This window comes from Vibrio sp. QJM3NY_21 (genome assembly GCF_057785975.1).
Genome location: NZ_CM173513.1, coordinates 1,364,255 through 1,387,884, shown reverse-complemented (window position 1 = coordinate 1,387,884; position 23,630 = coordinate 1,364,255). Strand labels below are relative to the sequence as shown.

At 43.7% G+C, this 23,630-nt stretch carries 18 protein-coding genes; 8 read left to right on the top strand and 10 right to left on the bottom strand.

Annotated elements, in window-relative coordinates; all coding sequences use genetic code 11:
• Window positions 1–52: 52 nt before the first annotated feature.
• The 4 genes from AC3CID_RS06305 to AC3CID_RS06290 all read right to left on the bottom strand — a co-directional run bounded on the left by AC3CID_RS06305 (window position 53) and on the right by AC3CID_RS06290 (window position 3,562).
• A complete protein-coding gene (locus tag AC3CID_RS06305; RefSeq protein WP_488527274.1) occupies window positions 53–1,195 on the bottom strand; it encodes an amino acid permease in 1,143 nt (380 codons plus the stop codon).
• A gap of 81 nt (window positions 1,196–1,276) precedes the next feature.
• Window positions 1,277–1,474, bottom strand: a complete 198-nt coding sequence (locus tag AC3CID_RS06300) for a hypothetical protein (protein ID WP_131825228.1) — start codon at window positions 1,472–1,474, stop codon at window positions 1,277–1,279.
• 265 nt (window positions 1,475–1,739) lie between these two features.
• On the bottom strand, window positions 1,740–2,570 hold the full coding sequence (gene fdhD, locus AC3CID_RS06295) for a formate dehydrogenase accessory sulfurtransferase FdhD (RefSeq protein ID WP_102446893.1): 831 nt from the start codon (window positions 2,568–2,570) through the stop codon (window positions 1,740–1,742).
• 107 nt (window positions 2,571–2,677) lie between these two features.
• Window positions 2,678–3,562 (bottom strand): LysR family global transcriptional regulator AcsS, encoded by an 885-nt coding sequence (locus tag AC3CID_RS06290; protein WP_004734714.1) that lies wholly within the window; start codon window positions 3,560–3,562, stop codon window positions 2,678–2,680.
• 600 nt (window positions 3,563–4,162) lie between these two features.
• Between AC3CID_RS06290 and AC3CID_RS06285 the strand changes: the two genes are divergently transcribed.
• Window positions 4,163–6,487 carry an FdhF/YdeP family oxidoreductase gene (locus tag AC3CID_RS06285; RefSeq protein ID WP_488527105.1) on the top strand — a complete coding sequence of 775 codons (2,325 nt, stop codon included), beginning with the start codon at window positions 4,163–4,165 and terminating at the stop codon, window positions 6,485–6,487.
• A 346-nt stretch (window positions 6,488–6,833) separates the two neighbouring features.
• On the top strand, window positions 6,834–8,468 hold the full coding sequence (locus tag AC3CID_RS06280) for a methyl-accepting chemotaxis protein (protein ID WP_488527104.1): 1,635 nt from the start codon (window positions 6,834–6,836) through the stop codon (window positions 8,466–8,468).
• Window positions 8,469–8,575: 107 nt separating this feature from the next.
• Here the strand turns inward: AC3CID_RS06280 and AC3CID_RS06275 are convergent, their stop codons facing one another.
• A complete protein-coding gene (locus AC3CID_RS06275) occupies window positions 8,576–10,066 on the bottom strand; it encodes a SulP family inorganic anion transporter (protein ID WP_237290627.1) in 1,491 nt (496 codons plus the stop codon).
• A gap of 715 nt (window positions 10,067–10,781) precedes the next feature.
• Between AC3CID_RS06275 and asnS the strand changes: the two genes are divergently transcribed.
• The gene (gene asnS / locus AC3CID_RS06270; RefSeq protein ID WP_065678729.1) at window positions 10,782–12,182 is read left to right on the top strand and encodes an asparagine--tRNA ligase; all 1,401 of its coding nucleotides are present in this window, start codon (window positions 10,782–10,784) and stop codon (window positions 12,180–12,182) included.
• Between the two features lie 154 nt (window positions 12,183–12,336).
• Here the strand turns inward: asnS and AC3CID_RS06265 are convergent, their stop codons facing one another.
• The 4 genes from AC3CID_RS06265 to AC3CID_RS06250 all read right to left on the bottom strand — a co-directional run bounded on the left by AC3CID_RS06265 (window position 12,337) and on the right by AC3CID_RS06250 (window position 16,321).
• The gene (locus AC3CID_RS06265) at window positions 12,337–13,497 is read right to left on the bottom strand and encodes a trypsin-like serine peptidase (protein ID WP_146458110.1); all 1,161 of its coding nucleotides are present in this window, start codon (window positions 13,495–13,497) and stop codon (window positions 12,337–12,339) included.
• Window position 13,498: 1 nt separating this feature from the next.
• Window positions 13,499–14,176, bottom strand: coding sequence for a hypothetical protein (locus AC3CID_RS06260; protein ID WP_488527273.1), 678 nt, complete (start codon window positions 14,174–14,176; stop codon window positions 13,499–13,501).
• A gap of 407 nt (window positions 14,177–14,583) precedes the next feature.
• On the bottom strand, window positions 14,584–14,790 hold the full coding sequence (locus AC3CID_RS06255) for a hypothetical protein (RefSeq protein ID WP_004734707.1): 207 nt from the start codon (window positions 14,788–14,790) through the stop codon (window positions 14,584–14,586).
• A gap of 127 nt (window positions 14,791–14,917) precedes the next feature.
• A complete protein-coding gene (locus tag AC3CID_RS06250) occupies window positions 14,918–16,321 on the bottom strand; it encodes an aminotransferase-like domain-containing protein (protein ID WP_488527103.1) in 1,404 nt (467 codons plus the stop codon).
• Window positions 16,322–16,541: 220 nt separating this feature from the next.
• On the opposite strand from AC3CID_RS06250, the gene AC3CID_RS06245 reads away from it, so the two are divergent.
• The 3 genes from AC3CID_RS06245 (at window position 16,542) to AC3CID_RS06235 (ending at window position 20,076) form a co-directional block, all read left to right on the top strand.
• Complete coding sequence (locus AC3CID_RS06245; RefSeq protein WP_145563824.1) at window positions 16,542–16,841, top strand: hypothetical protein; 300 nt, start codon at window positions 16,542–16,544, stop codon at window positions 16,839–16,841.
• Window positions 16,842–17,180: 339 nt separating this feature from the next.
• Window positions 17,181–18,683 carry an HD-GYP domain-containing protein gene (locus AC3CID_RS06240; RefSeq protein WP_488527102.1) on the top strand — a complete coding sequence of 501 codons (1,503 nt, stop codon included), beginning with the start codon at window positions 17,181–17,183 and terminating at the stop codon, window positions 18,681–18,683.
• A gap of 202 nt (window positions 18,684–18,885) precedes the next feature.
• Entirely contained in the window at window positions 18,886–20,076 is a 1,191-nt protein-coding gene (locus AC3CID_RS06235; protein ID WP_017086475.1) for an amino acid aminotransferase, read from the top strand.
• 137 nt (window positions 20,077–20,213) lie between these two features.
• Here AC3CID_RS06235 and AC3CID_RS06230 read toward each other — a convergent pair whose 3' ends face one another.
• Entirely contained in the window at window positions 20,214–20,855 is a 642-nt protein-coding gene (locus AC3CID_RS06230; RefSeq protein ID WP_171312056.1) for an outer membrane beta-barrel protein, read from the bottom strand.
• A gap of 150 nt (window positions 20,856–21,005) precedes the next feature.
• Here AC3CID_RS06230 and AC3CID_RS06225 point away from each other — a divergent pair, with 150 nt between their 5' ends.
• Together AC3CID_RS06225 and AC3CID_RS06220 are read left to right on the top strand one after the other, a co-directional pair.
• Window positions 21,006–22,895, top strand: coding sequence for a DUF294 nucleotidyltransferase-like domain-containing protein (locus AC3CID_RS06225; protein WP_004734701.1), 1,890 nt, complete (start codon window positions 21,006–21,008; stop codon window positions 22,893–22,895).
• 5 nt (window positions 22,896–22,900) lie between these two features.
• Complete coding sequence (locus AC3CID_RS06220) at window positions 22,901–23,617, top strand: 3'-5' exonuclease (protein WP_237290631.1); 717 nt, start codon at window positions 22,901–22,903, stop codon at window positions 23,615–23,617.
• Window positions 23,618–23,630 lie beyond the last annotated feature (13 nt).

The following is a 23,630-nucleotide window of genomic DNA, read 5'->3' as shown; positions in this document are numbered from 1 at the left end:
TGGCGAGGTATTTACTCAACTCGCCAAATAGCCAAATAGCCAAATAGCCAGATTAAATCACTTGCGAGATAAGCAGGAAGCAACCAAACAACAATGAGAAAAGCATCATTGGTCGGCCACCTTCAGCGCTGTATCTGCCTTCCGCTACTTTCATAAAGCGCTGCTTGTGAACCATTATCAAAGGAACAAACACGGCTAAGAACACTAAGATGATGCCTGCATAGTTCAACACTTGTAGGAACTTGTCCGCAGCAAGCAGTGAACCCGCCAGCGGCAAGATGAAACTAATGCAGTAAGTAACCGCTGTGTTTTGGTTAAACATGTCTTTGTTCTGGTTGAACAACGCCATTGCTACACCAAAGAAAGAGGTCAGCAACGCTAAGCCAGTGAAGGTAGACAGAACGTTACCCACCCAAGGAGACTGAGCTTCAAACGCAGCCATCAAGTCAGACACATTTTTAAAGCTTCTGAATTGCTCTTCACTCAGGTTACCCACTACCGCAAACAACCAACACAAGTAGCACACTAATGGGATCAGAGAACCGACGATCACCATGTTACGCAGCTGTTTGTCTGTCGCTTCGTGGTTGTAAGAAACCAAGGTTGGAATCACAACCATAAAGCCAAAGCTCGTAAACAGGATGGCACTAGTTTTGATTAGATCAACGTGGTCATGGCTGGTTACCTGCATCAAGTTTTCTTGAGTCATGCTCGGCGCTAAGAACACCATGGTTGCAAACAAGCTAGCAAGCATCACGAAGAACAGTGCACGGTTGAGTTTATCAATCACACCAGTGCCACTTGCGACTACAGCGCCAGCAAGTAACGTAAACACGACTTGGCTCGTGGTCGCGGTGAGTTCAACGCCAAAGTTAGACAGTAACTTACTCAGTAAATCACCTGCGCCTAGAATGTAGGCCATCAATAGGCAAATCAATAACGCGTATAGCAAGCCGTTAGTCAGTAACTGACCTTGTTTACCCAAGGTTTTTCGGGCAATTGAGTTTAGTCCTAGACCGCCACCCGCTTTGATGGTCGCTTCTAGAAGTAATAATGCTGCGTAAGTCGTACCGAAGCAGATCAGTACCATCAGCAGTGTGCCGTAAAGCAATCCGAATTGAGCTAATACCATTGGGATCGCAAGCATACCAGCACCGAGAGCGGTACCAGCGATAATTAGGGAGCTACCCATCATTTTAATATTCATTGTTTTTAACTTATTTGTTTAGTTTTTATAGATGTGAGTCTTCGTACATCGAGCGGATGACAAAGGAGTTCAGATAGAAATAGAGTTATAAAACGAATAACAATAGGAGCGATAAGCGGTAAAGAAGCGTGCAGAGACGTGGTCGAACAAGGTGTTCAAAGGGGAGCTTGTCTTAAAAGAGGTAAAACGAGAAGCGTGAGTTTGCGTTAACTGATGTGGTGAACCTTCCGTAGGTTCAATAATCGGTGATGTAATCTTGAATTTCATGTATGTGTCCAATAATTAAGTCACATTCCATAGTAATTGAAGCAGCGTATCCATTGCTGCCCTACCTCTATCATTAGAGGTGTTTTCATCTTATCGAATGAGCTTTGAAACACAACGCTATAACCACATTTTTTGCTATTAAATTGAACAAAACAGCCATTTGGATATAAATTAACCACCAAACCGCGTAAAACAATAATCATTTATCATAAAAACCAAAGAGAGACACAATGGTCTCTCTTTTTATCCAAACAAAAACATGACATTAAGGCGCAGGGCTATATAAACGAGGTGGACTGCTGTTGGGTAAGTGAATCAGATTTAAGCGATTACGTCTTGCCCATTCGACCGTCAATGAGGTCGGAGCCGACAAACAAACCAAGGTTGCGATTTCAGCACGCACGGCTTTATGAATAAGCTCTAAACTGCAACGACTCGTCATAATGGCGAAACCCGACTTAGGGTTGATCTCGTTCACGGCCATCGCCCCAATTAGTTTATCCAGTGCGTTGTGGCGGCCGATGTCTTCACGACAAAGTGAAATTTCACCTTTCGAATTCGCAAACAAAGCGGCATGTAAAGCACCGGATATTTTGGCTGCTTTTTGATGTTCAGCAATTCGCCCTCTCAACCCCTGAAAAACCAGTGGACTGGGTGGTAATGACGATGGCAATGGAACCAAATCCGGAAGTGCTTGTTCAAGCGCCTCAACACCACACAAACCACAGCCTGTCGTTCCAGCCAAGTTACGCCGCTGAGTTTTCATGTCCCAAAAAGCACGGTTGCTGATTTCTACTTGCGCGAAATGAGATTCACCATTGCCACCAATCTCAATATCACGAATCTCACTGAATTTTTTTACAATACCGGTGCTTAAACTAAAACCGCGCACAAAGTCTTCCATGTGACCGGGTGTCACCATCATAACCGCCTGACTGATCCCGTTATAACTGATCGCCAATGCAGATTCGTTTGCCAGAGGTGCATCCACCACCATGCTATAGCCCGTAAGCTCTCGATAACTCATGGCATTGGGCTGTGGAGGCGCTTGATTAAAATCAGGCAGTTCAATATAGGATTGAGTTATACATCTCATAAAATCACCCGGAAAGACGGTCAGCTTGACGATATCGACTCAGACTGAAAACGTTACTGATTAAACTAGTATTACTGATTAAATAGACATCACTGGTTAAACAAACATCACTGATTAAACAAGTGTTTTGCTTCAGCAAAACACTGATCAGTGAGTGCCGAATAAGGTTCTTGTTTACGCTTAAGTAGACCTAGAGGCGAATGCACCACGGCTTTTTCTATAGGTACGATACGCAGTTGTTCATTGAGTTCTTCCAATCCAGAGTTAAGCGGCATAACAGCACAGCACAGGCCACTGGTAACGGCTTGGATCAGGTGAAACGTAGAGTTACTTTCAATCAAAGTCTGCGGAACTAGGCCTTTACTACCAAAGCTCAAATCAATCGAATGACGATAATGCATACCTTTAGACAAAAGCCCCAAAGGAATGCTATTGAGTGATTCCCATAAGACTTCCGACTCAGCAAAATCAAAGAATCGGCTATCATACAGAATGCCTAAATCCGTCGAGTTCATTTCTATAACGTCAAAATAAGCCGTATTGATCTGGTCGGTGTAACACATGCCTAAATCAAGTTGGTTACGATTGAGCTGGTCTATGATCTGCTCAGATGTCATCGACAAAATTTGAAAGCGAAGTTCAGGGAATTTTTCTGCTAAAGGCTTAATCAACTGCATCGGGTTTTGACTGGCTAAAGGCACCATGCCAACTCTTAGCGAGCCGACCAGTTGGCCACGGCAGTTAGCCGCTTCGGCTTGTAAACCGTCATGAGCCGCTAAGACGGTCTTTGCCCAAGCCAATATACGTTCACCCGCTTCGGTAAACCCTTCAAAACGTTGACTTCTTGAAATCAACTCAAGGTCTAACTCTTCTTCTAAACGCCTTATCCTCATCGACAACGTAGGCTGAGTAATATGACAAAGTGTCGCAGCCTGACCAAAGTGTTTCGTTTGATCTAAAGCGATTAAATACTTAAGTTGTTTTATATCCATGAATGATTAGTAAAACCTTGAAATGAAGCGTCTTCTTCGCGTTCGTCGTACATTAACGGTTCTCTGTGATTGAAAATACCTATCACGGGAAATAGCTCAATCTGTAAAGCAACAGCTAAAATAACAACGGTATTTTTGATTTAAATCAAAGTATGCCTAATTTAAATATAGGTCAAATCTAAATTATCTATAGCGTGATAGACAGCAACTATCATGGGAGACTCAGCTATATCAAGGCTGATTAACAAATCTCTCGTAAAATAGAGCTCACATCGCACTGGCTAATAAATTTTATTTATCACTATGAAGAATCTATTTATCACTGTGACAAAAGCGACACTTTCCATATTTACTCGCCATGATAGATTCTATTTATCACTTAGTCGGCAATATCAATTGGACGCACCGCCCCTTAACGGCATAACCTTTGATTTAGATCATGGCAAACAATTAGCCAGTCTATTTCTAAATATTCAAAGCAGTAAACAGGTATCGATACCAAATAATCAAAACCGTTTTACTCCCGCCTTATTTTTATAACGCGCCTGTTTTTACCGGTTCCCTTGTTTACTGCCGTTCCCGTGTGTGAGGAGTGCAGTTGTGAGCCAAAAAGAACAGATAAAAAAATATAAAGGTCCTGCTGGTGGTTGGGGGGCGTTAAAAGCCGTCACTAAGAGTTGGTGGGGCAGCGAAAACGCCATCAAAAACATTCGAACAATGCTTAAAACGAATCAAAACGGTGGTTTTGATTGTCCGGGATGCGCATGGGGGGAATCTCCACACAGCAGTAAAGTGAACTTCTGTGAGAACGGTGCAAAAGCCGTGAACTGGGAAGCCACAAATCGATTTGTGGATCCTGAGTTTTTCGCCGAACACAGCGTAACATCCTTGTCATCACAAACAGACTACTGGCTGGAATACCAAGGCCGAATAACCCATCCGATGAAGTACGACGCAGCATCCGACCACTATATTCCTATCGAGTGGGACGAAGCCTTTTCGCTCGTAGCCAACCATTTGAAGCAACTCGACTCGCCACATCAAGCCGAATTTTACACTTCGGGTCGAGCCAGTAATGAAGCGGCGTTTTTGTACCAACTCTTCGTCCGTGCGTTTGGAACAAATAACTTCCCTGACTGTTCAAACATGTGCCACGAAGCCAGTGCAATTGGCATGAAAGATACGGTCGGTGTGGGCAAAGGAACCGTGATTTTTGACGACTTTGAACAAGCAGACGCGATCTTTGTGCTCGGGCAAAACCCAGGTACTAATCACCCTCGCATGCTTGAACCATTGCGTGAAGCGGTAAAACGCGGCGCTCAAGTGATCTGTTTCAATCCATTGAAAGAACGTGGACTTGAACGTTTCCAAAATCCTCAAGTTCCGGTTGAAATGTTAAGCAATGGTTCAAAACCAACCAATACCGCTTATTTAAGACCAGCATTAGGTGGCGATATGGCGGTCTTTCGTGGGATGGCTAAATATTTGCTGCAATGGGAACGTGATGCGCTCGCAACCGAAGGAAAAGCCATATTTGATCGTAAATTCATCAACGAACACACCACAGGTATTGATGAATACTTAGCAGAAGTTGATGCGACAACATGGGAGCATATCGCTGAACAATCGGGGTTAGCTTTAAGCGAAATAGAAATGGTCGCAGACATGTACCGCCGTTCAGAAAAAGTGATCATGTGTTGGGCGATGGGGCTAACACAACATCGTCATTCAGTACAAACCATCAAAGAAGTAGCCAATGTGCAATTGTTGCGCGGCAACGTCGGTAAGCCGGGTGCTGGGCTATCACCGGTTAGGGGACATAGTAATGTCCAAGGCGATCGTACGATGGGTATCGATGAAAAACCCTCAGACCAATTGCTTGATAGCATTGAACGCCGCTTTAACTTCAATGTCCCACGTGATGTAGGCCACAACACCATACAAGCGATTAAAGCGATGGAAGAAAAACGCTCTAAAGTCTTTATTGGTTTAGGTGGTAATTTTGCGCAAGCCACACCCGATACTCCTCGCACGCATCTGGCGATGAAAAATTGTGACCTAACCGTTCATATCTCAACCAAACTCAATCGCTCTCACCTTGTTACCGGTCAAGATGCCCTGATTCTGCCATGTTTGGGACGTACGGAAATCGATACACAAGCTAATGGGCCACAAGGCATCACCGTTGAAGATACCTTCAGCATGGTTCACATTTCTTACGGACAGCTCGAACCTCGATCAGAGCATTTACGTTCTGAACCAGCCATTGTTGCGGGGATTGCCAACGCCACACTGGGCAGCCATCCAATAGATTGGAATTGGGTCATTCAAGATTATGGGCATATTCGAGATCTCATTGCAGATACGATTCCGGGCTTTACTGACTTCAATCAGAAACTGGAAAATCCGGGTGGATTTCATTTAGTCAATCCTGCCGCAAATCGTCAATGGAACACCCTCAGCGGCAAAGCGCAATTTGGCTCCAATGAACTACCACAACAACTGATTAATGAAGCGGTGTTGCAGGGTGATATTAAACCCGATCTGATCTTGCAAACCATGCGTTCCCATGACCAATACAACACCACGTTATATGGCTTGAATGATCGTTACCGCGGTGTCTTTGGTATGCGCGAAGTTTTGTTTATCAATGAAGCCGATATATTGAAGCTCGGTTTTAACCCGGGTGACAAGGTCGATATGGTGTCGCTTTGGGAAGATGGTGTAACGAGAAAAGTGAAAGGGTTTACCTTGGTGGCTTATGACGTTCCACAGGGTCAGGCGGCGGCTTACTATCCTGAAACCAACCCTTTGGTTCCTCTAGACAGCTATGGTGAACGAACCTTTACTCCTACCTCGAAATTTATCGCCATCAGATTAGAGAAATCAATCTCTGACGCCATTCCCCTTTCAACCGTCAGTTAACTGGCAGTCGGCAATTGAAAGTAAAAGTAAAAGTAAAAGTAAAAGTAAAAGTAAAAATCCACCTGTTTTAACAGGTGGATTTTAATAGTGACGCTTGGCCAGTATCAATACAGTCCGCTGAACATGTTTATTTAAGTCATGTACGTTTATTGGGCTTTTCATACCCTTAAAATTTAACGATAAACTCCCTTTCATTCGCCCAAAGAACATCATCACAAACTCGCTACATCACAGAAACATAACCACAACCGGAGTGTGGTCACACAATCAGTTATACCTCATAGGTGGTAGAGTCTCTTACACGTAAAGTATGCGCGTCATTATAATTAATAAAAACAAACACCTTATGCGCTCAACAATCACCTTTAAAATCCTAGTGGCCCTCGCCATTGTGTTCACTTTTCTATTAGCAATATCGACCTACTTTCAATATTCGCAGCAAAAGCAACTTGTAAACTCAGTGTTAAGTGAGCAGCTTCACGATAAAGCGAGCAACTATTTCGATAGCCTCAATATGATGATGCTCACTGGCACTATGGCACAAAAAGAGACCCTTCGTCAGAAAGCGTTAGCTCAAGAAGGCATTGAAAATGTTCGTGTATTGCGCGCTGATGCGGTGAGTAAGTTATACGGGCCTGGTAATGACAACCAAACGCCTGTTGATGATATTGATAAACGAGCGCTAGCGGGTGAAACCGTTATCGAACCCTTTTCTGCCGATTGGGGAAAAGGCTTGGTTATTGCTCTGCCCATGAAATCGAGCGAGAACTATCGCGGCACCAATTGTGTGGCATGTCATATGGCGCCAGAAGGGGAAGTATTAGGTGCAATTCGACTTGAATATAACCTTAGCCATGTCAACTCGCTGATCAATACTCAAACGATGACAGCGATCGGTATCATGGCGGTGATCTCCTTTGCCGGATTCGTTCTTACTATGGGATTGATTCGCAAGATAATCGTCCGCCCGCTTCAACAAACCTCTCGCTTTATGACCCAAGTCAGCAGCGATAAAAACTTATCCACTCGGCTGCCAGAGCAAAGCAAAGATGAAATTGGTACGCTTGCTAACTCCATCAACTCGTTCATGGGCACTGTTTCCAACAGCTTAGAGAGGGTACAAGACACCTCACACAAACTGAATGCTTCAGCCAACCAACTGACCAGTGTTGCACAAATTACCGAGCAAGCCGCCAGCGATCAACAAAACGAAACCGCTGAAGTACAAAACAATATAGAAGGGATACAGGCGCAGCAAGTCAATGTAGAACAAGCCACTTTAACCGCCTCAGAACTCATCAATCATACCGCTGATGTGGCCTGTAAAAGTGCTAACCAAGCACATGATGCAAGCAGTGAGATAAAGAACCTAGTCAGCAGCATAGAAGAAGTGAAACACAAGATACTGACACTCAATGAGCAAACCGGAGAGGTCTCTTCAATATTGAGCGTTATTCGAGGCATTGCCGATCAAACTAACCTGCTCGCCTTGAATGCAGCGATTGAAGCTGCTCGCGCGGGAGAACAAGGTCGGGGCTTTGCGGTAGTGGCAGATGAAGTTCGTAATCTTGCATCACGAACGGCTGAAGCGACAGGCAGTATTGAATCGATTATCCATCAGTTCCAAAAAGGTAGCGAAGAGTCGTTAACTTCGGCCGACCGTGTTTGCGAACAAGCACATCAAAGCTCAACAGATATCGACGCTCTGTCCGTTGAAATGAATGGTGTCGTTGAAGAAATGAAACAAGTGCTGGCTCATGCGAAAAATATTCAACAACAGACGCAATCCACTACACACGCAACTGAAGATGTTCAACAAAAAGTTGAAACCATCACTTCTCACGCCGACAACACATCGCAGTCTGCGGCTGAGACTCGTGGAATCAGTAATGATTTAGAAGAGCTGTCTGATCACCTTGAATCTCTTATCAACCAATTCACCTTATCGAACTCAAACACCAACGATAAAGGTCAGTCATAGGTCGTTAGAACTCCCCGACCGACATCAACAAAAAAAGCGCTCAAAGATGAGCGCTTTATCTTCATAACAATGCCTAGTTCAGGCTTTCAAAGTACCTTAAACCACGATTAGTGCGTAATGGAAACCGCAGTTAAATCTTTATGCTTGTGGTACATCGCGTGTTTGAATATCAGATTCGCACTCACGGTATCCATTCCTGCGACTTCTACATAAGCGCCCTTTTTACGGAACTTAAATACGACCTTATCAAGCGCCTCAACCGACGTGTTATCTAGGAAAGACGCATCCGAAATATCGATGGTCACTAAAGACGTGGCATTGTCATAATCAAATAGATCGACAAACGCATCTGAAGAAGCAAAGAAGACATGACCTTTTACTCGGTGGGTAGTGTGCATTTCGTTAGTCACCACTTCATCGGATATAAAGACCATCGACTTGCTAGCATGTGCATAAAATAGAGCCGATAGCACCACGCCAACCGCAACACCTATTGCGAGATTGTGAGTAAACACCACCACCGCCACGGTTGCTAGCATGGTTACGTTAGTTGGGAGTGTGTGGTCTTTAAGCTCAACAACAGAACGCCATGAAAACGTGCCGATTGAAACCATGATCATCACAGACACTAAAGCGGCCATCGGTATCAGCTTCAACCAATCAGAAACAAACACCACCATTAGCAGTAAAACAACCCCGGCGATCAGACTGGATAATCGGGTTAAGCCGCCAGATTTGATGTTAATGATCGACTGGCCGATCATCGCACATCCCGCCATACCACCAAATAAAGATGCCACGATGTTCGCTACGCCCTGCCCTTTGCATTCATTGTTCTTATTACTTTCTGTATCAGTCAGATCATCGACGATCGTCGCTGTCATTAAGGACTCTAATAAGCCTACGAGGGACAGAGCAATAGAATAAGGAAGTATGGTCGCCAGCGTATCAAACGTGAATGGAATATTAGGAATCAAAAATACCGGGAGTGAATCGGGAAGCTTACCCATATCGCCAATTGTTCTGACATCCAAACCAAAGAGCAGACTGACGATAGTAAGTACTACGATGGCAATCAATGGAGACGGTATCGCACTGCCTAATTTAGGGAAATAAGGAAGCAGATAAATGATCGCTAAACCAAGAGCGACTAACAGGTAAACGCTTGATGGCACATTGATGAGTTCGGGGAGTTGCGCCATGAAGATAAGAATCGCGAGTGCGTTAACAAAACCCGTTATGACTGATTTTGAAACAAAGTTCATTAAGTTACCCAGCTTGAGATAACCCGCGGCAATTTGAATCACGCCTGCAAGAAATGAAGCGGCGAGCAGATACTCTAACCCGTGCTCTCTCACTAAGGTGACCATCAACAGCGCCATTGCGCCCGTTGCCCCAGAGATCATCCCCGGACGACTGCCAACCAAAGCGGTTACAACACAGATACAGAAAGAAGCATAAAGCCCTACTTTAGGGTCGACGCCTGCGATAATTGAAAATGCGATAGCTTCAGGGATTAATGCGAGTGCAACCACAATCCCAGATAATGAATCTCCTTTAACGTTTGATAACCAGTGTTTTTTTAAATAATTAAGCATGTAATTCTCTTTTACTTGTACAGCCAGTCCTGCCTTGTTCAGACATAATTTGATCGACTGTTTTTCTTGAATGAGCGAGCGCTCGAAAAGTGCGGGTGTAGAGAGAATGCAGGGGCTAAGGCGGCGTAATTAACACGTGAATATTAAACTCCTCTGGTTTGTGATTGGTTTGCTATTGATTAAGTAAGCTCAAGCCGATTAATAATAGGCACTAAGGTAAACCGTAAAAATTAAGCTAGCGAGTAAACATTAGACTAGATCGTAAGTATTCAGTTGGATCGTAAGCATTGAGCTAGCTTGAGCCGCGCCAATATAAAGTGAGTCTTGATGCAATCACACATTCATTATTGCAAACAAAGATTCCAAACCTATACCAGCTCGTCAACGGTTACTGCTATTCACTAAAACCGTTACTAACCTAGTTTAATAACCTAACTTCGGCATGACGTTTATAAACGTCTAACGGCAATTACACCGCATGAAATCGAACAAAAAAACAACCCTTAGTGGTTTTTCTTGTCTGTAGACACAATATTTCTTTCGTCGAGCAAGAATAAAGGTTGAAGCTGTCTGTATGACAGGTAATATGTTCAATCGATTTAAAAAGTTTATACAACTCAATGTTTCGGCTAATTATTATGCAAATGTCTATTTGTTTGTATTAATGCCAGTACCTTTGAGTTGAATTTGTCCCTCAATGGAGAATGAAATCAACATGACTTACGCGCCTGTAACAGACGTACTTGGCGGCAAGCTAGCGGTAGACAGTGAAGTAACTGTTCGCGGCTGGATCCGTTCACGTCGTGATTCCAAAGCTGGAATCTCTTTCCTTGCCATTTATGACGGCTCTTGTTTCGACCCGATTCAGGCCGTGGTTCCTAATAATCTTAATAATTACGAAGACGAAGTATTAAAGCTAACAACTGGCTGCTCTGTTGAAGTAACTGGTAAGATTGTTGAGTCTCCTGCGAAAGGTCAAGACTTCGAACTAGCAGCAACTGACGTTAAAGTTGTAGGCTGGGTTGAAGACGCTGACACTTACCCAATGGCTAAGACACGTCACTCTATCGAATACCTTCGTGAAGTTGCTCACCTACGCCCACGTACTAACGTGATCGGCGCAGTAGCACGTGTACGTAACTGTTTATCGCAAGCGATTCACCGTTTCTACCACGAGCAAGGTTTCTTCTGGACTTCAGCTCCGCTTATCACTGCATCTGATGCAGAAGGCGCTGGTGAAATGTTCCGCGTATCTACGCTAGACATGGAAAACCTACCTCGCACTGACGAAGGCAAAGTTGACTTCAACGAAGATTTCTTCGGTAAAGAAACTTTCCTAACAGTATCTGGCCAACTTAATGCTGAAGCTTACGCTTGTGCATTAAGCAAAGTTTACACGTTCGGTCCTACGTTCCGTGCTGAAAACTCAAACACAAGCCGCCACCTAGCTGAGTTCTGGATGGTTGAGCCTGAAGTTGCGTTTGCAGACCTTGACGATGTAGCAAAACTGGCTGAAGACATGCTTAAGTACGTTTTCGCAGCGGTTCTTGAAGAGCGCCGTGACGACCTTGAGTTCTTCGCTTCTCGCATCGACAAGCAAGCAATCACTCGTCTAGAGCAATTCGTAGACGCTGATTTCGCACAAGTTGACTACACTGACGCAATCCAAATCCTACTAGATTCTGGTAAGAAATTTGAATTCGACGTTGAGTGGGGCATCGACATGTCTTCAGAGCATGAGCGTTACCTAGCTGAAGAGCACTTTAAAGCGCCTGTTATCGTTAAGAACTACCCGAAAGACATCAAAGCTTTCTACATGCGCTTAAACGACGACGGTAAAACAGTTGCAGCAATGGACGTACTTGCACCAGGCATCGGTGAAATCATCGGTGGTGCACAACGTGAAGAACGTCTAGACATTCTAGACGAGCGCATGATTGGTATGGGTATCGACCCAGAACACATGAGCTGGTACCGCGACCTACGTAAATACGGCACCGTGCCACACGCAGGCTTCGGTCTTGGCTTCGAGCGTCTAGTATCTTACGTAACAGGTATGGGCAACGTTCGTGACGTGATTCCATTCCCACGTACGCCACGCTCTGCTAACTTCTAATCTCAGCTTTCTTCTTTCAGAAAAGTCAGTATAGATAATTAAATAGATAAAAACCTCCGTATATACGGAGGTTTTTTTATACGCGCTCATTTATAAGGGCATGTTCATAAGCGCCATTGATAAGCGCCTACTGATAAAAGCTTAACAGCTAAATCTACTCGACAGTACGAACCAAAAAGTGATCTAAAAGTATCTTCTCGCCCGTCTGTTCTAGCGGCTTAAATTCAATCACCATCTGATCACCCTTTTGCTCAAAAGCATTCACTTTAAAGAATAAACTATCCTTATCCGCCCTAATGTTATGAGCAACCTGACGACCATTTACAAACACATCAAAAGCGGGCGCTTTTGGGTTTGCAGGAATGACAGTTTCAAAAGTGTACGTTTCACCTTCTTGCGCATAAGCGGTGTTGTAAATACCGCCATCCTTCGTCCAATAAGTACCATTAAAGTCCATACTTCCAGCTTTCCAGTAGCTGTAAAAGGCATGAAGATCTTCGATACTGTTCTGGGTCGTTGGCGTCCATCTTACGTCACCAAGATTTACTGGCTTCGAGTAACTAAACCCATGCGTTCTCATATCCTTGTTTAAGGAATCTAATCTCCCCAAAACATCATCAAAGGTATCTTGCCAACCAAGCTCGCCATAATATTGAAGGCCAATTTCTCCAATAATGTAAAACTCGTCGTCTCGTTCAATCGTAATGCCTGAACCTGAGTCGCCATGGATGATCAGCCACTGCAAATCACTTTGAGGCATGATCACCGGGTTATATTTATATTCAGCTAACCATTTCTTATCTGTGTCATTGTACTTAACAAATTTCTTTCCGCCATTACGGCCGTTGTAGTTGCCAAAGCCAACGCTATTTACTTCATAAACCTCTGAATGATCGAACATCCCTTTCTCTGGTAACTTCGCAGGTTTAATACCGGTTATTGGCGTGTCTAAGCGCACCAGAGCGAAATCATAAATGCCATCGGTAAATTCATACTCCCCCCACTCACCATCAGGGTCAGTAGTCGCACGTGATGTATGAATAACGTTGTACTTACCGTTCTCATCTTTTTCATAAGAAGAACAAGTTACTGCATTTTCATACCCTTCACTTTTAGAGCCTGATACGTGATTTGCCGTTATCACCCAGTAAGGGTCAATCAACGTTGCCGAGCCTGCATTCATATGACATGCAAAATCGAACTGAGTTTGTAGAGCGAACGTTTTGTGTTGAGTGACCGAACGATCCATTTTCCCGAGACCTGAGTGAGCAGAAAAAGTCGCTACAATTGCTGATGCTAGAATGATTCTTTTCATGTTACTCAACCTCTCTCAACTGGATAGCCTCAATAGCGTGATAGCCTTGTCTCGATTCAAAATCAAACTGCCTATATTGGCGTGAATATGAGATTTCTACGATGTCATCTGGCGATTGAGATTCGAAAACAATCGTATTTTTGACACTGGTCATGTGAAATGAAATGTCATTTTTAATTGTGATGCACTGCTTGTTAATACATGCCGTCACATCAGCAGAAGACAGCCAATTATGTGTATAAAGCTCTACAGAAAATCGCCCTTCTTTACTCGGCTGAACGTCAAAAGAAAAACCACTAGAACCAACAAGTAAACCTGAAAAAGCCTGCTCTTGGTTATAATCCGTAGAGTCGCCGTCTTGCCAGTAGTAACGATTGCCAACTGCATTTTTAGTCTCTGAATTAGCGACTTGTTTTAAATCACCAATAACCTTCACATCACCAATTAAGGCGCTATTGGGTTTATCTTTTCTTTGATGCTCTCCATAAAGAAAAGCCCAATCTAAGCCGTTTAAGTCAACATCTCTTGCGTAACGATACTTTCCCTCATCAAGCTCATAGCCGATAAATTCACTGGTAATAGACAATCTATTAGTTCCAACTTCCGAAAAATTGGTTAGTCGATTCAAATCAACATGGAGTTCGCTTGCTGAAGCATTGGTGGCTAACAAAGCCAACATGCACAGGTTTGTTTTTGTATATTTCAATCTGATAATCCCGCATCTCAATTAGTCATAACCAATTGTAATAAATGGGAAATTTAAACCTGTAAGGTACTGTAAGCCTTTACTCTGGTCACTTTTATCGCATAGCGACCAATAATTGACGTGAATATATAGCGGCGAAAGGTAGGCTCTGGTTATTTCCTAGCACAACCAATAAGACAAGTTTTTGACTAAAGGTGATGCATATTCCAAATAATCACCATTTCTCGCTTACACAGACTTACAAAGCCTGTGGCATTAAAGTATGAGATAGCCTTCAGAGCTCAGGTTTAATGCAATTATTCAAAAGTTCAGGTCATTTAAAACGAAAAAGCCCTGCCAAATTCTGGCAGGGCTTAAAATAATTCGACTGAATAATCGGCTTAATCGACATCTTGGTCGATAGCGTATTTTATCGCGAGACCGCAGATTGCCATCATAACGAACGGGATAGCCGCTGTTGTATATTCAGCCCAAGCCATATCAGCGAAGGCTTTTGCCAGCAATACGTGGCCGAGAATAAGCAGAAGTGCACACACAATCGCGACAATAATCAGCTTAACTTCATTTCCCATAGTCATTTTCAACATAACGGTATCTCCAATATTTGGTCTAACTGTATTGAATCACAACTCTTTGTTGTACAAGGCGTACAGTTGCGCCAGAAACAATCCGTACAGTTGAAATCATGGTCTGTTTTATGAGTGACTTAAGGTTTTACGAATGCGTAAGTTGATGTGCCAGTTTGCCAAGCAAGATTAGTGCTTGTTCTTTCTCTTCTGTGAGTTCATAAGAGAAGTTCAATCTGATCGCGTTATCTACTCTGCCCTGCTCACTAAACAGATCGCCTGAAGCGACACTGATCCCCTGAGCAATCGCTAGTTGGTAAAATTGTTGACTGTCGAATTTGGTGGAAAGACGAATCCATATGAAGTATCCACCAGCCGGTTCTTCAATCTCGACGGAATGCGGGAAGTACTGCTTGATGACCTCAATGAATCGCTCTTTTCTCACTAGAAGATTTTTACGCAATTTACGAAGATGATTGTCATAGCTTTCATGCGTTAAAAAGTGTGCGACACCAAGCTGAACAGGCGCACTGCTTGATAACGTAGAAAGGAGCTGAAGCTTTTGAATGGCATCGTTGAAACGAGTATTAACAACCCACCCCACACGATAACCTGGGCATAAACTTTTTGAATACGAACCACAAAGCAGAACAGAATCGGTCTTATCGAAGGCTTTTAGTGGCTTGGGCTTATGCCCTTCGAAGTAGAGGTCACCATATACGTCATCTTCAATAATGTAGGTTTCGTGTTGTTCTGCAATCTCAACCACACGGCGCTTCGCTTCTTCAGACAAACTTGTCCCTGTCGGGTTTTGAAACGTCGTCATCAACCAACACGCTTTTACATCTTGGTTTTGTAGTACGCTTTCAAACTGCTCAATATTCAATCCATTGATTGGACAAACATCCACTTCGATAGGATTGAGTCCTAACCTCTCTACGGCCTGTAAAGCACCATAGAAAGCAGGAGATTCAATCACAACATTATCACCCGACTTAGTAACCGTTTGCAGGCTTAAGTTAAGCGCTTCCATTGCGCCAGAGGTAATCACGATATCTTGATGGTTAACCGTAATGCCTTGTTGCAGGTAACGCTGCGCGATTTGTCTTCTTAAGGACTCACTGCCCGGTGGCAGATTATTAATGACACTCGCGCCAGTCATTTTTCTGCCAGCACTCGCGAGATTTCGGGTCAAGGTAGGTAAAGGAAACAGATCAGGGTCTGGGAATGCTGAGCCAAAAGGAATCACACCTTCTGCGGAACTCGACTTCAAAAAGTCGAATAAGCGATCATTAATGGCTTTCTTTTGGTGTACTAACGGCAGTTCATAATCAACGCCGTCCACACGTGGTGCAACAAAGTAGCCCGACTGAGGCTTAGCGATGATCCACCCTTCGCCTTCTAACAATTGGTAGGCTTGTAAGACAGTACTATTACTGACGTTGTAATTTCGACAACTCATGCGTACCGAAGGGATCTTCTCTCCGGATCGCCAAGTGTTATTAGCGATCTGAGTTCGAATATCCTTTGCAAGCTCTTCATAACGCGCCATCTAATTGTACTACCTAGATAAATTCTAATAAGCCGGAGATTTTATCACTAACGTTAACAACTATTGCTGCTATCCATATGATTGGACCTAATTTCTATAATAGTGTGAATTGGTTCACAGATAACTTTGTATGCTTTGCTAAGTTTGTAACCAAGGCGGGAGCCAAGTTCGCTCTACGCCTCTATAATTTGATGTAACCCAAAAAACATGCGAGATAACAATGAAAAAAATAGAAGCAGACCAGTTAAGTTATAAAGGAGAGTCAAACGGTGTTCATAGTTGGACAACACCGAGTGGCCAGCCATATTACTGGCACCCAGATTGGCTACATATCGCTGAAGATGCAACAGGCTCACATCCAAAGCAGAAGATCGACGTCGATCAAAACCAAGCACCAACTGAGAAACACGCGGTGTCTGCTATTCTGAAACACCTTAACCAATGGGCATCAGACAAACTAGCATCTCACCCTGAGATTGAAACAGGTTCTATCGAAGCTGAAATCAACCTGAAAAAATAATACGCAATGAGGCGTATCGGCTTTGACTGTTTTCACAAACAAGCAAGCCAAGATCGATCACTGAATAGCCTCGAATCTCTATCGAGGCTATTCACATATACGCATAGTAATGCTGTAATAATCCCCACTTAGTTAACAAATCACTTACACACACCAATTTCTTGTATCATTCAGCGAAAGCTATCGATAGAATTTCTGGTCCTATTTACGCAAGTCATTCAAGTTATGTATATTTCAAAGCAAGCAATGCGTCTTGCAAAGTAAAATATGCGTACTTAAAACTCGTGAATCTAGTAAGAATTATACAGACCAGAAACGAAACTGAACAAAGGCTTATCGATGGATACATCAAACTATAATCAATCGCTAACAACCCAGCTATATGCCATCGCTGGTGTGCTTTTTGGCACCTATGGCAGTCGGGTATGCCCTATGCTCGACACCTTAACGACGTTAGAAATTTTCACTCAAGTGAGTGTCGTTTTTGCCTTAGTCTGGTTTGTGCGCCATTATCTATTAGCCCGCCATGCTTTAGTTAAACAAGGTCGGTTTGCGCAGCTCGACACCTTGTTGTTTTTTGCTGCTAGTGTCCCTTTTGCGCTTTATTACAACTTAAGTTATAACTTCACCATCGATAGCAATTTAAAAGTGCTCTTTGGAATGACGTTATTTGGCTTCTTTACTGGAAGCATTCTTCAGTTGAAAGCGAAACTTACGCAAATGGACAAAATGGAACATTCTGGGCAGTTTGACTTCCAACTGATTGGCGAACGAAGTTCATTAGTTAAACAAATGGTCGGTTTAGTAATCGTACTTCTGATCACGCTGACCACCATGCTGACGATGGTTGCCGTTAAAGATATCTTTTGGTTAGAACATAACCCAGGTCGCTTACTGGACGGCACAGGTAAAGTCAGCGTGATTAAAGAGTTCATCTACCTTGCGTTGGTGCTTGGTGGATACGCAATAACCATCATGACATTGTGGAGCAAGTTGATTAAACGCATTCTCTTGAGCCAAGAACACGCGTTGAACAAGGTAACTAAAGGCGAGCACGGCGTTCGTTTGCCTATTTTTGGCTATAACGAACTGGGTTCTATGGCGTCAATGACCAACACCATGCTTGATAGCCTCGAAACCGCACAAAACGAAGTCAAAACTACCCGTGATGTTGCAATTGTAAGCCTGTCTGCACTCGCAGAATCTCGAGACAATGAAACTGGCGCCCATATTCTAAGAACCCAAGAATACGTTAAGGTACTCGCACAAGAACTCAGCAAATCTGAAACGCACTCTACTTTGTTAACACCAAATTATATCGAGTTGCTTTATAAGTCGGCTCCCCTGCATGACGTCGGCAAGGTGGGTATCCCTGACAATGTTTTACTAAAGCCGGGGAAATTAACCGACGAAGAATTTGAAATAATGAAGGGCCACCCTGCAATTGGCGCTGAAGCCTTGTCTATCGCAGAAAAGCAGTTGGGAAGCTGCTCTTTCTTAAAAGTCGCAAAAGAAATATCACTGACTCACCATGAAAAATGGAATGGCTGCGGTTATCCAAATCAGCTGTCTGGTGAGGACATTCCATTATCCGGTCGCTTGATGGCATTAGCCGATGTTTATGACGCGTTAATATCAAAACGAGTCTACAAGCCAGCCTTTACTCATGAACAAGCTAAGCAGATTATCTTAGAGGGCAATGGGACGCATTTTGATCCGCAAGTTGTCCAAGCTTTTCTGGCTGTCGAACAAGAATTTGTTTCGATTGCCGCGACCTACAAAGATGGCAAAAATGTACCAAGTGAACTCGAGCGTGAAAGCTTTATTGCTCAACCAGCCTAATCTATATAAAAACCACTAACTTCTTGCACCCTATAGGTTAATCCGTAGGGTGTTTTGTTATCAAATACCCTCTTTAGTCAATAAATCTGATTGAAATGGATTTTTTTTGGCCTTTCTGTTCACTTCGTATTGTCTTAAAAATTCCATACAGGTATAACTACCCATAGATACTATCCCCTCTCAATTGACATGGATGAAGATTATGTTTGAAAAAGTGTTAGCTGCTCCCGCCGATCCTATCCTCGGCCTTACTGAAGAGTTTAAAAAAGACTCTCGTGCAGAGAAAATCAACCTTGGTGTTGGCATCTACAAAAATGAAGCTGGCCAAACGCCTGTACTTAAAACAGTAAAGAAAGCAGAAGCTGCACTTCTTGAAAGCGAAAAAACCAAATCTTATCTGACAATTGAAGGTACAGCTGAGTACGGCCTAGCTGTTCAGAAGCTTCTTTTCGGTTCAGACGCAGAGATCGTAACGTCTCAACGCGCGAAAACTGCACAAGCTCCTGGTGGTACTGGTGCACTTCGCGTTGCTGGCGAATTCATCAAGCGCCAACTAGGCGATGCTAAAATCTGGATCAGTAACCCAACTTGGGCAAACCATAACGGCGTTTTCGCTGCCGCGGGTATCGAGACAGCTCAATACAGCTACTACAATGCTGAAACAAAAGACAAAGACTTCGCAGGCATGGTTGCTGACCTAGAGAAAGCTTCTGAAGGTGATATCGTTCTTCTTCACGGCTGCTGTCACAACCCAACAGGTATCGACCCAACAACTGACGAGTGGGAAGTGCTGGCTAAACTGGTTGCTGAAAAGAAACTGCTTCCTTTATTCGATTTTGCTTACCAAGGTTTTGCAAAAGGCGTTGAAGAAGATGCAGCTGGTCTACGTATTTTTGCTCAATACAACAAAGAGATCCTTGTTGCTAGCTCATTCTCTAAGAACTTCGGCTTGTACAACGAGCGTGTGGGCGCATTCACTCTAGTTGCAGAATCTGCAGACGTAGCAACGACAGCGTTCTCTCAAGTTAAGAGCATCATCCGCTCTATCTACTCTAACCCACCAGCGCACGGTAGTGCTGTAGTAACTCACATCCTTGGTGATGCTGATCTACGTGCTGAATGGGAAGCGGAAGTGGCAGAAATGCGTGACCGTATCCAAGAGATGCGTGAGCTATTCGTAACAACATTGAAATCTGAAGGTGTTGATGCAGACTTTACATTCATCGAGCGCCAAAACGGCATGTTCTCGTTCTCTGGCCTAAGCAAAGAGCAAGTAACTCGCCTGAAAGACGAATTCGCTATCTACATTGTTGGTTCTGGCCGTATCAGTGTTGCTGGCATGACTAAGTCAAACATGGGTCCTCTATGTAAAGGTCTTGCTGCGGTTCTTTAATCGAAAAGCGAAACCTGTATCTGTCGACCTATAGATATGCAAAAGCCAGCAATTAAGCTGGCTTTTTTGTGTCTGTCTCTTTGTATATAAGAGCTATATATAAAAGCTATTAAGGCACTTAGTCTCTGCGTTACTGGTTAGTACTCTAAGAAGAACTCTACACCTAGCTCGTTAGTACGCTCACTACGAATCTTACCTTCGCCATCTCGGTGTTGATAAGAGCCACCAATCGCAAACTTGTTGGTCACCAGATAGCGTAAACCTAGGTGATAGATCTCTTCATCAAACAGGTCACTGCGATTTACTTGCACACTACCGTTCGCAATCCAGCGTTTGGCGAAGCCATAGTTAAGTTCGGCTTTAATCCCTTGGATAAACTCGGTATCTGAAGACTCAGTTCGGTTGGTATCGTTATCTTCCACCTCCCCCTTAGTGATACCAAGCAGGTAGTAAGCCACTATATCTAAATCTTTCTTAATGCTGTAACGGTAACCAACACCTGGCATAAGCGTATCAATTCGAGTTGTCGTGTCATCCGGGTGAATAAAGCGCGCACTGTAGTCGCCCAACAACAACCAATCATCCGTCATCACGTAACTGACGCCTAATCCATACGATGAGGCATTATTATTGCCACCTGCATCTTCATTTAAACTGCCCGAATGCGCGGTGGCATAAACATGGTCATAATCAAGAATATCCACCGCGTTAGTGTCCGCCCACGAACTTGGAGAAAAAATAAAAACTGCAGATACCAAACTAAGCTTCCACTTCGACATTCCTATCATCCTTCAACTGTCACTCCATTAACTGAAAGATTAGTCTATCCATAAGACTTTAAAAAGGTTTTAGCTCACAGATTGATTTGTGCCGGAAAATTATTATCAAATGTTGTACCATGAAATCATACAAACCAATGGATGATCATTATGGATGCTGAGTTATTAGAGATTCAAAACTTTCTGGCACAATACCCCCCTTTCTCTGAACTTCCTGAAGAGATATTGGTGAAAGTGACCAGTAGTGTGGAAATTTCTTATTACCGCCAAGATACCCCTATCATTCACTTTGGTGATCAAATTCATGACCTCTATATCGTTCGAAGTGGTGAAGTTGAAGTCTATCGTCGTAAGGGCGAACTCTATAATCGCCTTGATGAAGGGCATGTGTTTGGACAAATGGGACTGCTGACCAACAACAAAGTTCGCTTCCCAGTTAAAGCGACCGAAGATACCCTTCTCTATTGCATCCCTGAGCCGATTTTCCAAGAGCTCTACGACAACTATGATTCATTCGCCGACTTTGTCGAGGTGGAAGATAACGCGCGACTTCGCCAAGCAAACTCAGACAGCAACGACGCCAACGATTTATCGACATCTAAGGTCAAAACGCTATTGACCAGCGAAGCACCGATGATCGAGAAAACGCGCACCATCCAACAAGCTGCAACCATGATGGCAGAAGACAATGTCTCTTCTCTACTGATCATCGACCCTGATATTGTTGAAGATGATGAAGACGATTCAACACCAGTTATCGGCATCATTACCGATCGAGACTTATGTACTCGCGTTCTAGCCGAAGGCCTTGACCCGTCGGATGAAGTATCCAGTGTGATGACACCAGAGGTTATCTCACTCGACCACAATGCCTATGTATATGAAGCAATGATGACCATGCTTCGCTACAACGTGCACCACTTGCCAGTGCTTAAAGATAAGAAACCTATCGGTATTATCGAAGCGACCGATATTGTTCGCTACGAGTCTCAAAACTCGCTGTTATTGGTAAGCAGCATCTTCCAGCAACAAAGCATTGAAGATCTTAAAGTACTTTCTGAACAAGTAAAAGACAGCTTTGTGCGCTTGGTTAACGAAGATGCCAACGCCCACATGGTGGGTACCGCAATGTCGGTAATCGGCCGTAGCTTTAAGCAACGTATTATTGAGCTAGGTGAAGAGAAATTAGGTAAAGCGCCCATTCCTTATTGTTTCCTTGCACTCGGCTCGATGGGACGTGATGAGCAGTTGCTCGTTACTGACCAAGACAACGCCATTATTCTTGATGACACCTACGACGAGAAAAAGCACGGTAAATACTTTGAAGAGTTATCAACCTTCATTTGTGATGGCTTAGATCAGTGTGGCTACGTGTATTGTACTGGTGACATCATGGCCACCAACCCAACGTGGCGTATGACTCGTCGCCAATGGGAAGAGTGCTTTGCCGATTGGATTGATGATCCAAACCCGAAAGCGCTATTGAACGCTTCTATCTTCTTTGATTTAGACGGTGTCTACGGCCGCTTGAAATGGGCGGAACAACTGAACAGTTTTATTGTTCGCCGAGCACGTAAGAACAACCGTTTCTTAGCATGTCTTGCTCGTAATGCGCTTAACCGCACACCGCCACTCGGGTTCTTCAAAGATTTCGTTATGGAAAAAGATGGTCGTCATAACAACTCGATCAACCTTAAACGTCGTGGTACCGCACCACTTGCCGATCTAATTCGTGTTCACTCTTTGGCGGTAGCCTCTCGTTCGAAGAACTCATTCGAACGTTTGGATGACATTATCGACGCAGGTATTCTGCCAAAAGGCCGAGCTCAAGATTTGAAAGATGCGATGGAGTTTATCTCCTTAGTTCGTATTCGCCACCAGGCACACGATGTCGACAACAACATAGAACCGGATAACAACATTGAGCCAGAGAACCTATCTGACTTCGAGCGACGCAACCTAAAGGACGCATTCCAAATATTAAGTAATGCGCAGAACTTCCTTAAGTTCCGTTATCAAGCCAGCAATAAGTTTAAGTAGGGCCTATGAACAAACTATTCAGATCACCTGCGGTCGACTGGCCATTTAAGTTTGCTCAAAAGCTGGAACGAGCGAGAGACGAGCGTTTAAAGCAATTTTATAGCCAACCTCTTCCTGTACCTGATACGCCATTATCAGAAGTAACCTTCTTAGCTGTCGACTTTGAGACTACGGGTTTAAACCCAAACAAAGATGGCATCATTACCATTGGCCTTGTCCCGTTTACGCTAAATCGTATTTACTTACGACAAGCCAAACACTGGACACTGAGACCAAAGCAGAAATTAGAAGAAGACTCTGTGGTTATTCATGGCATCACTCACAACGACATCATTGACGCGCCAGACCTTAGCGAGGTGTTAGATGAGATATTAGAATCACTGGCGGGTCACATCCCAGTGGTTCATTACCGTCGTATCGAGCGTGATTTCTTGGATAACGCACTGAAAGTGAGATTAGGTGAAGGGATCGAATTTCCAGTCCTCGACACACTCGAGATTGAATCTCAAATCCAGAACAAACTGGCTGGCGGCTTATGGAATAAGCTCAAAGGAAAGAAACCAGCATCAGTAAGGCTTGGTCAGAGTCGCCGTCGATACCACTTGCCGGACTACACGCCGCATCATGCATTAACGGATGCAATTGCAACCGCAGAGTTACTACAAGCGCAGATTGCGCATCATTTTAGCCCTGACATGCCGGTTAAAGATTTCTGGTTATAGCTAGATTTAAATA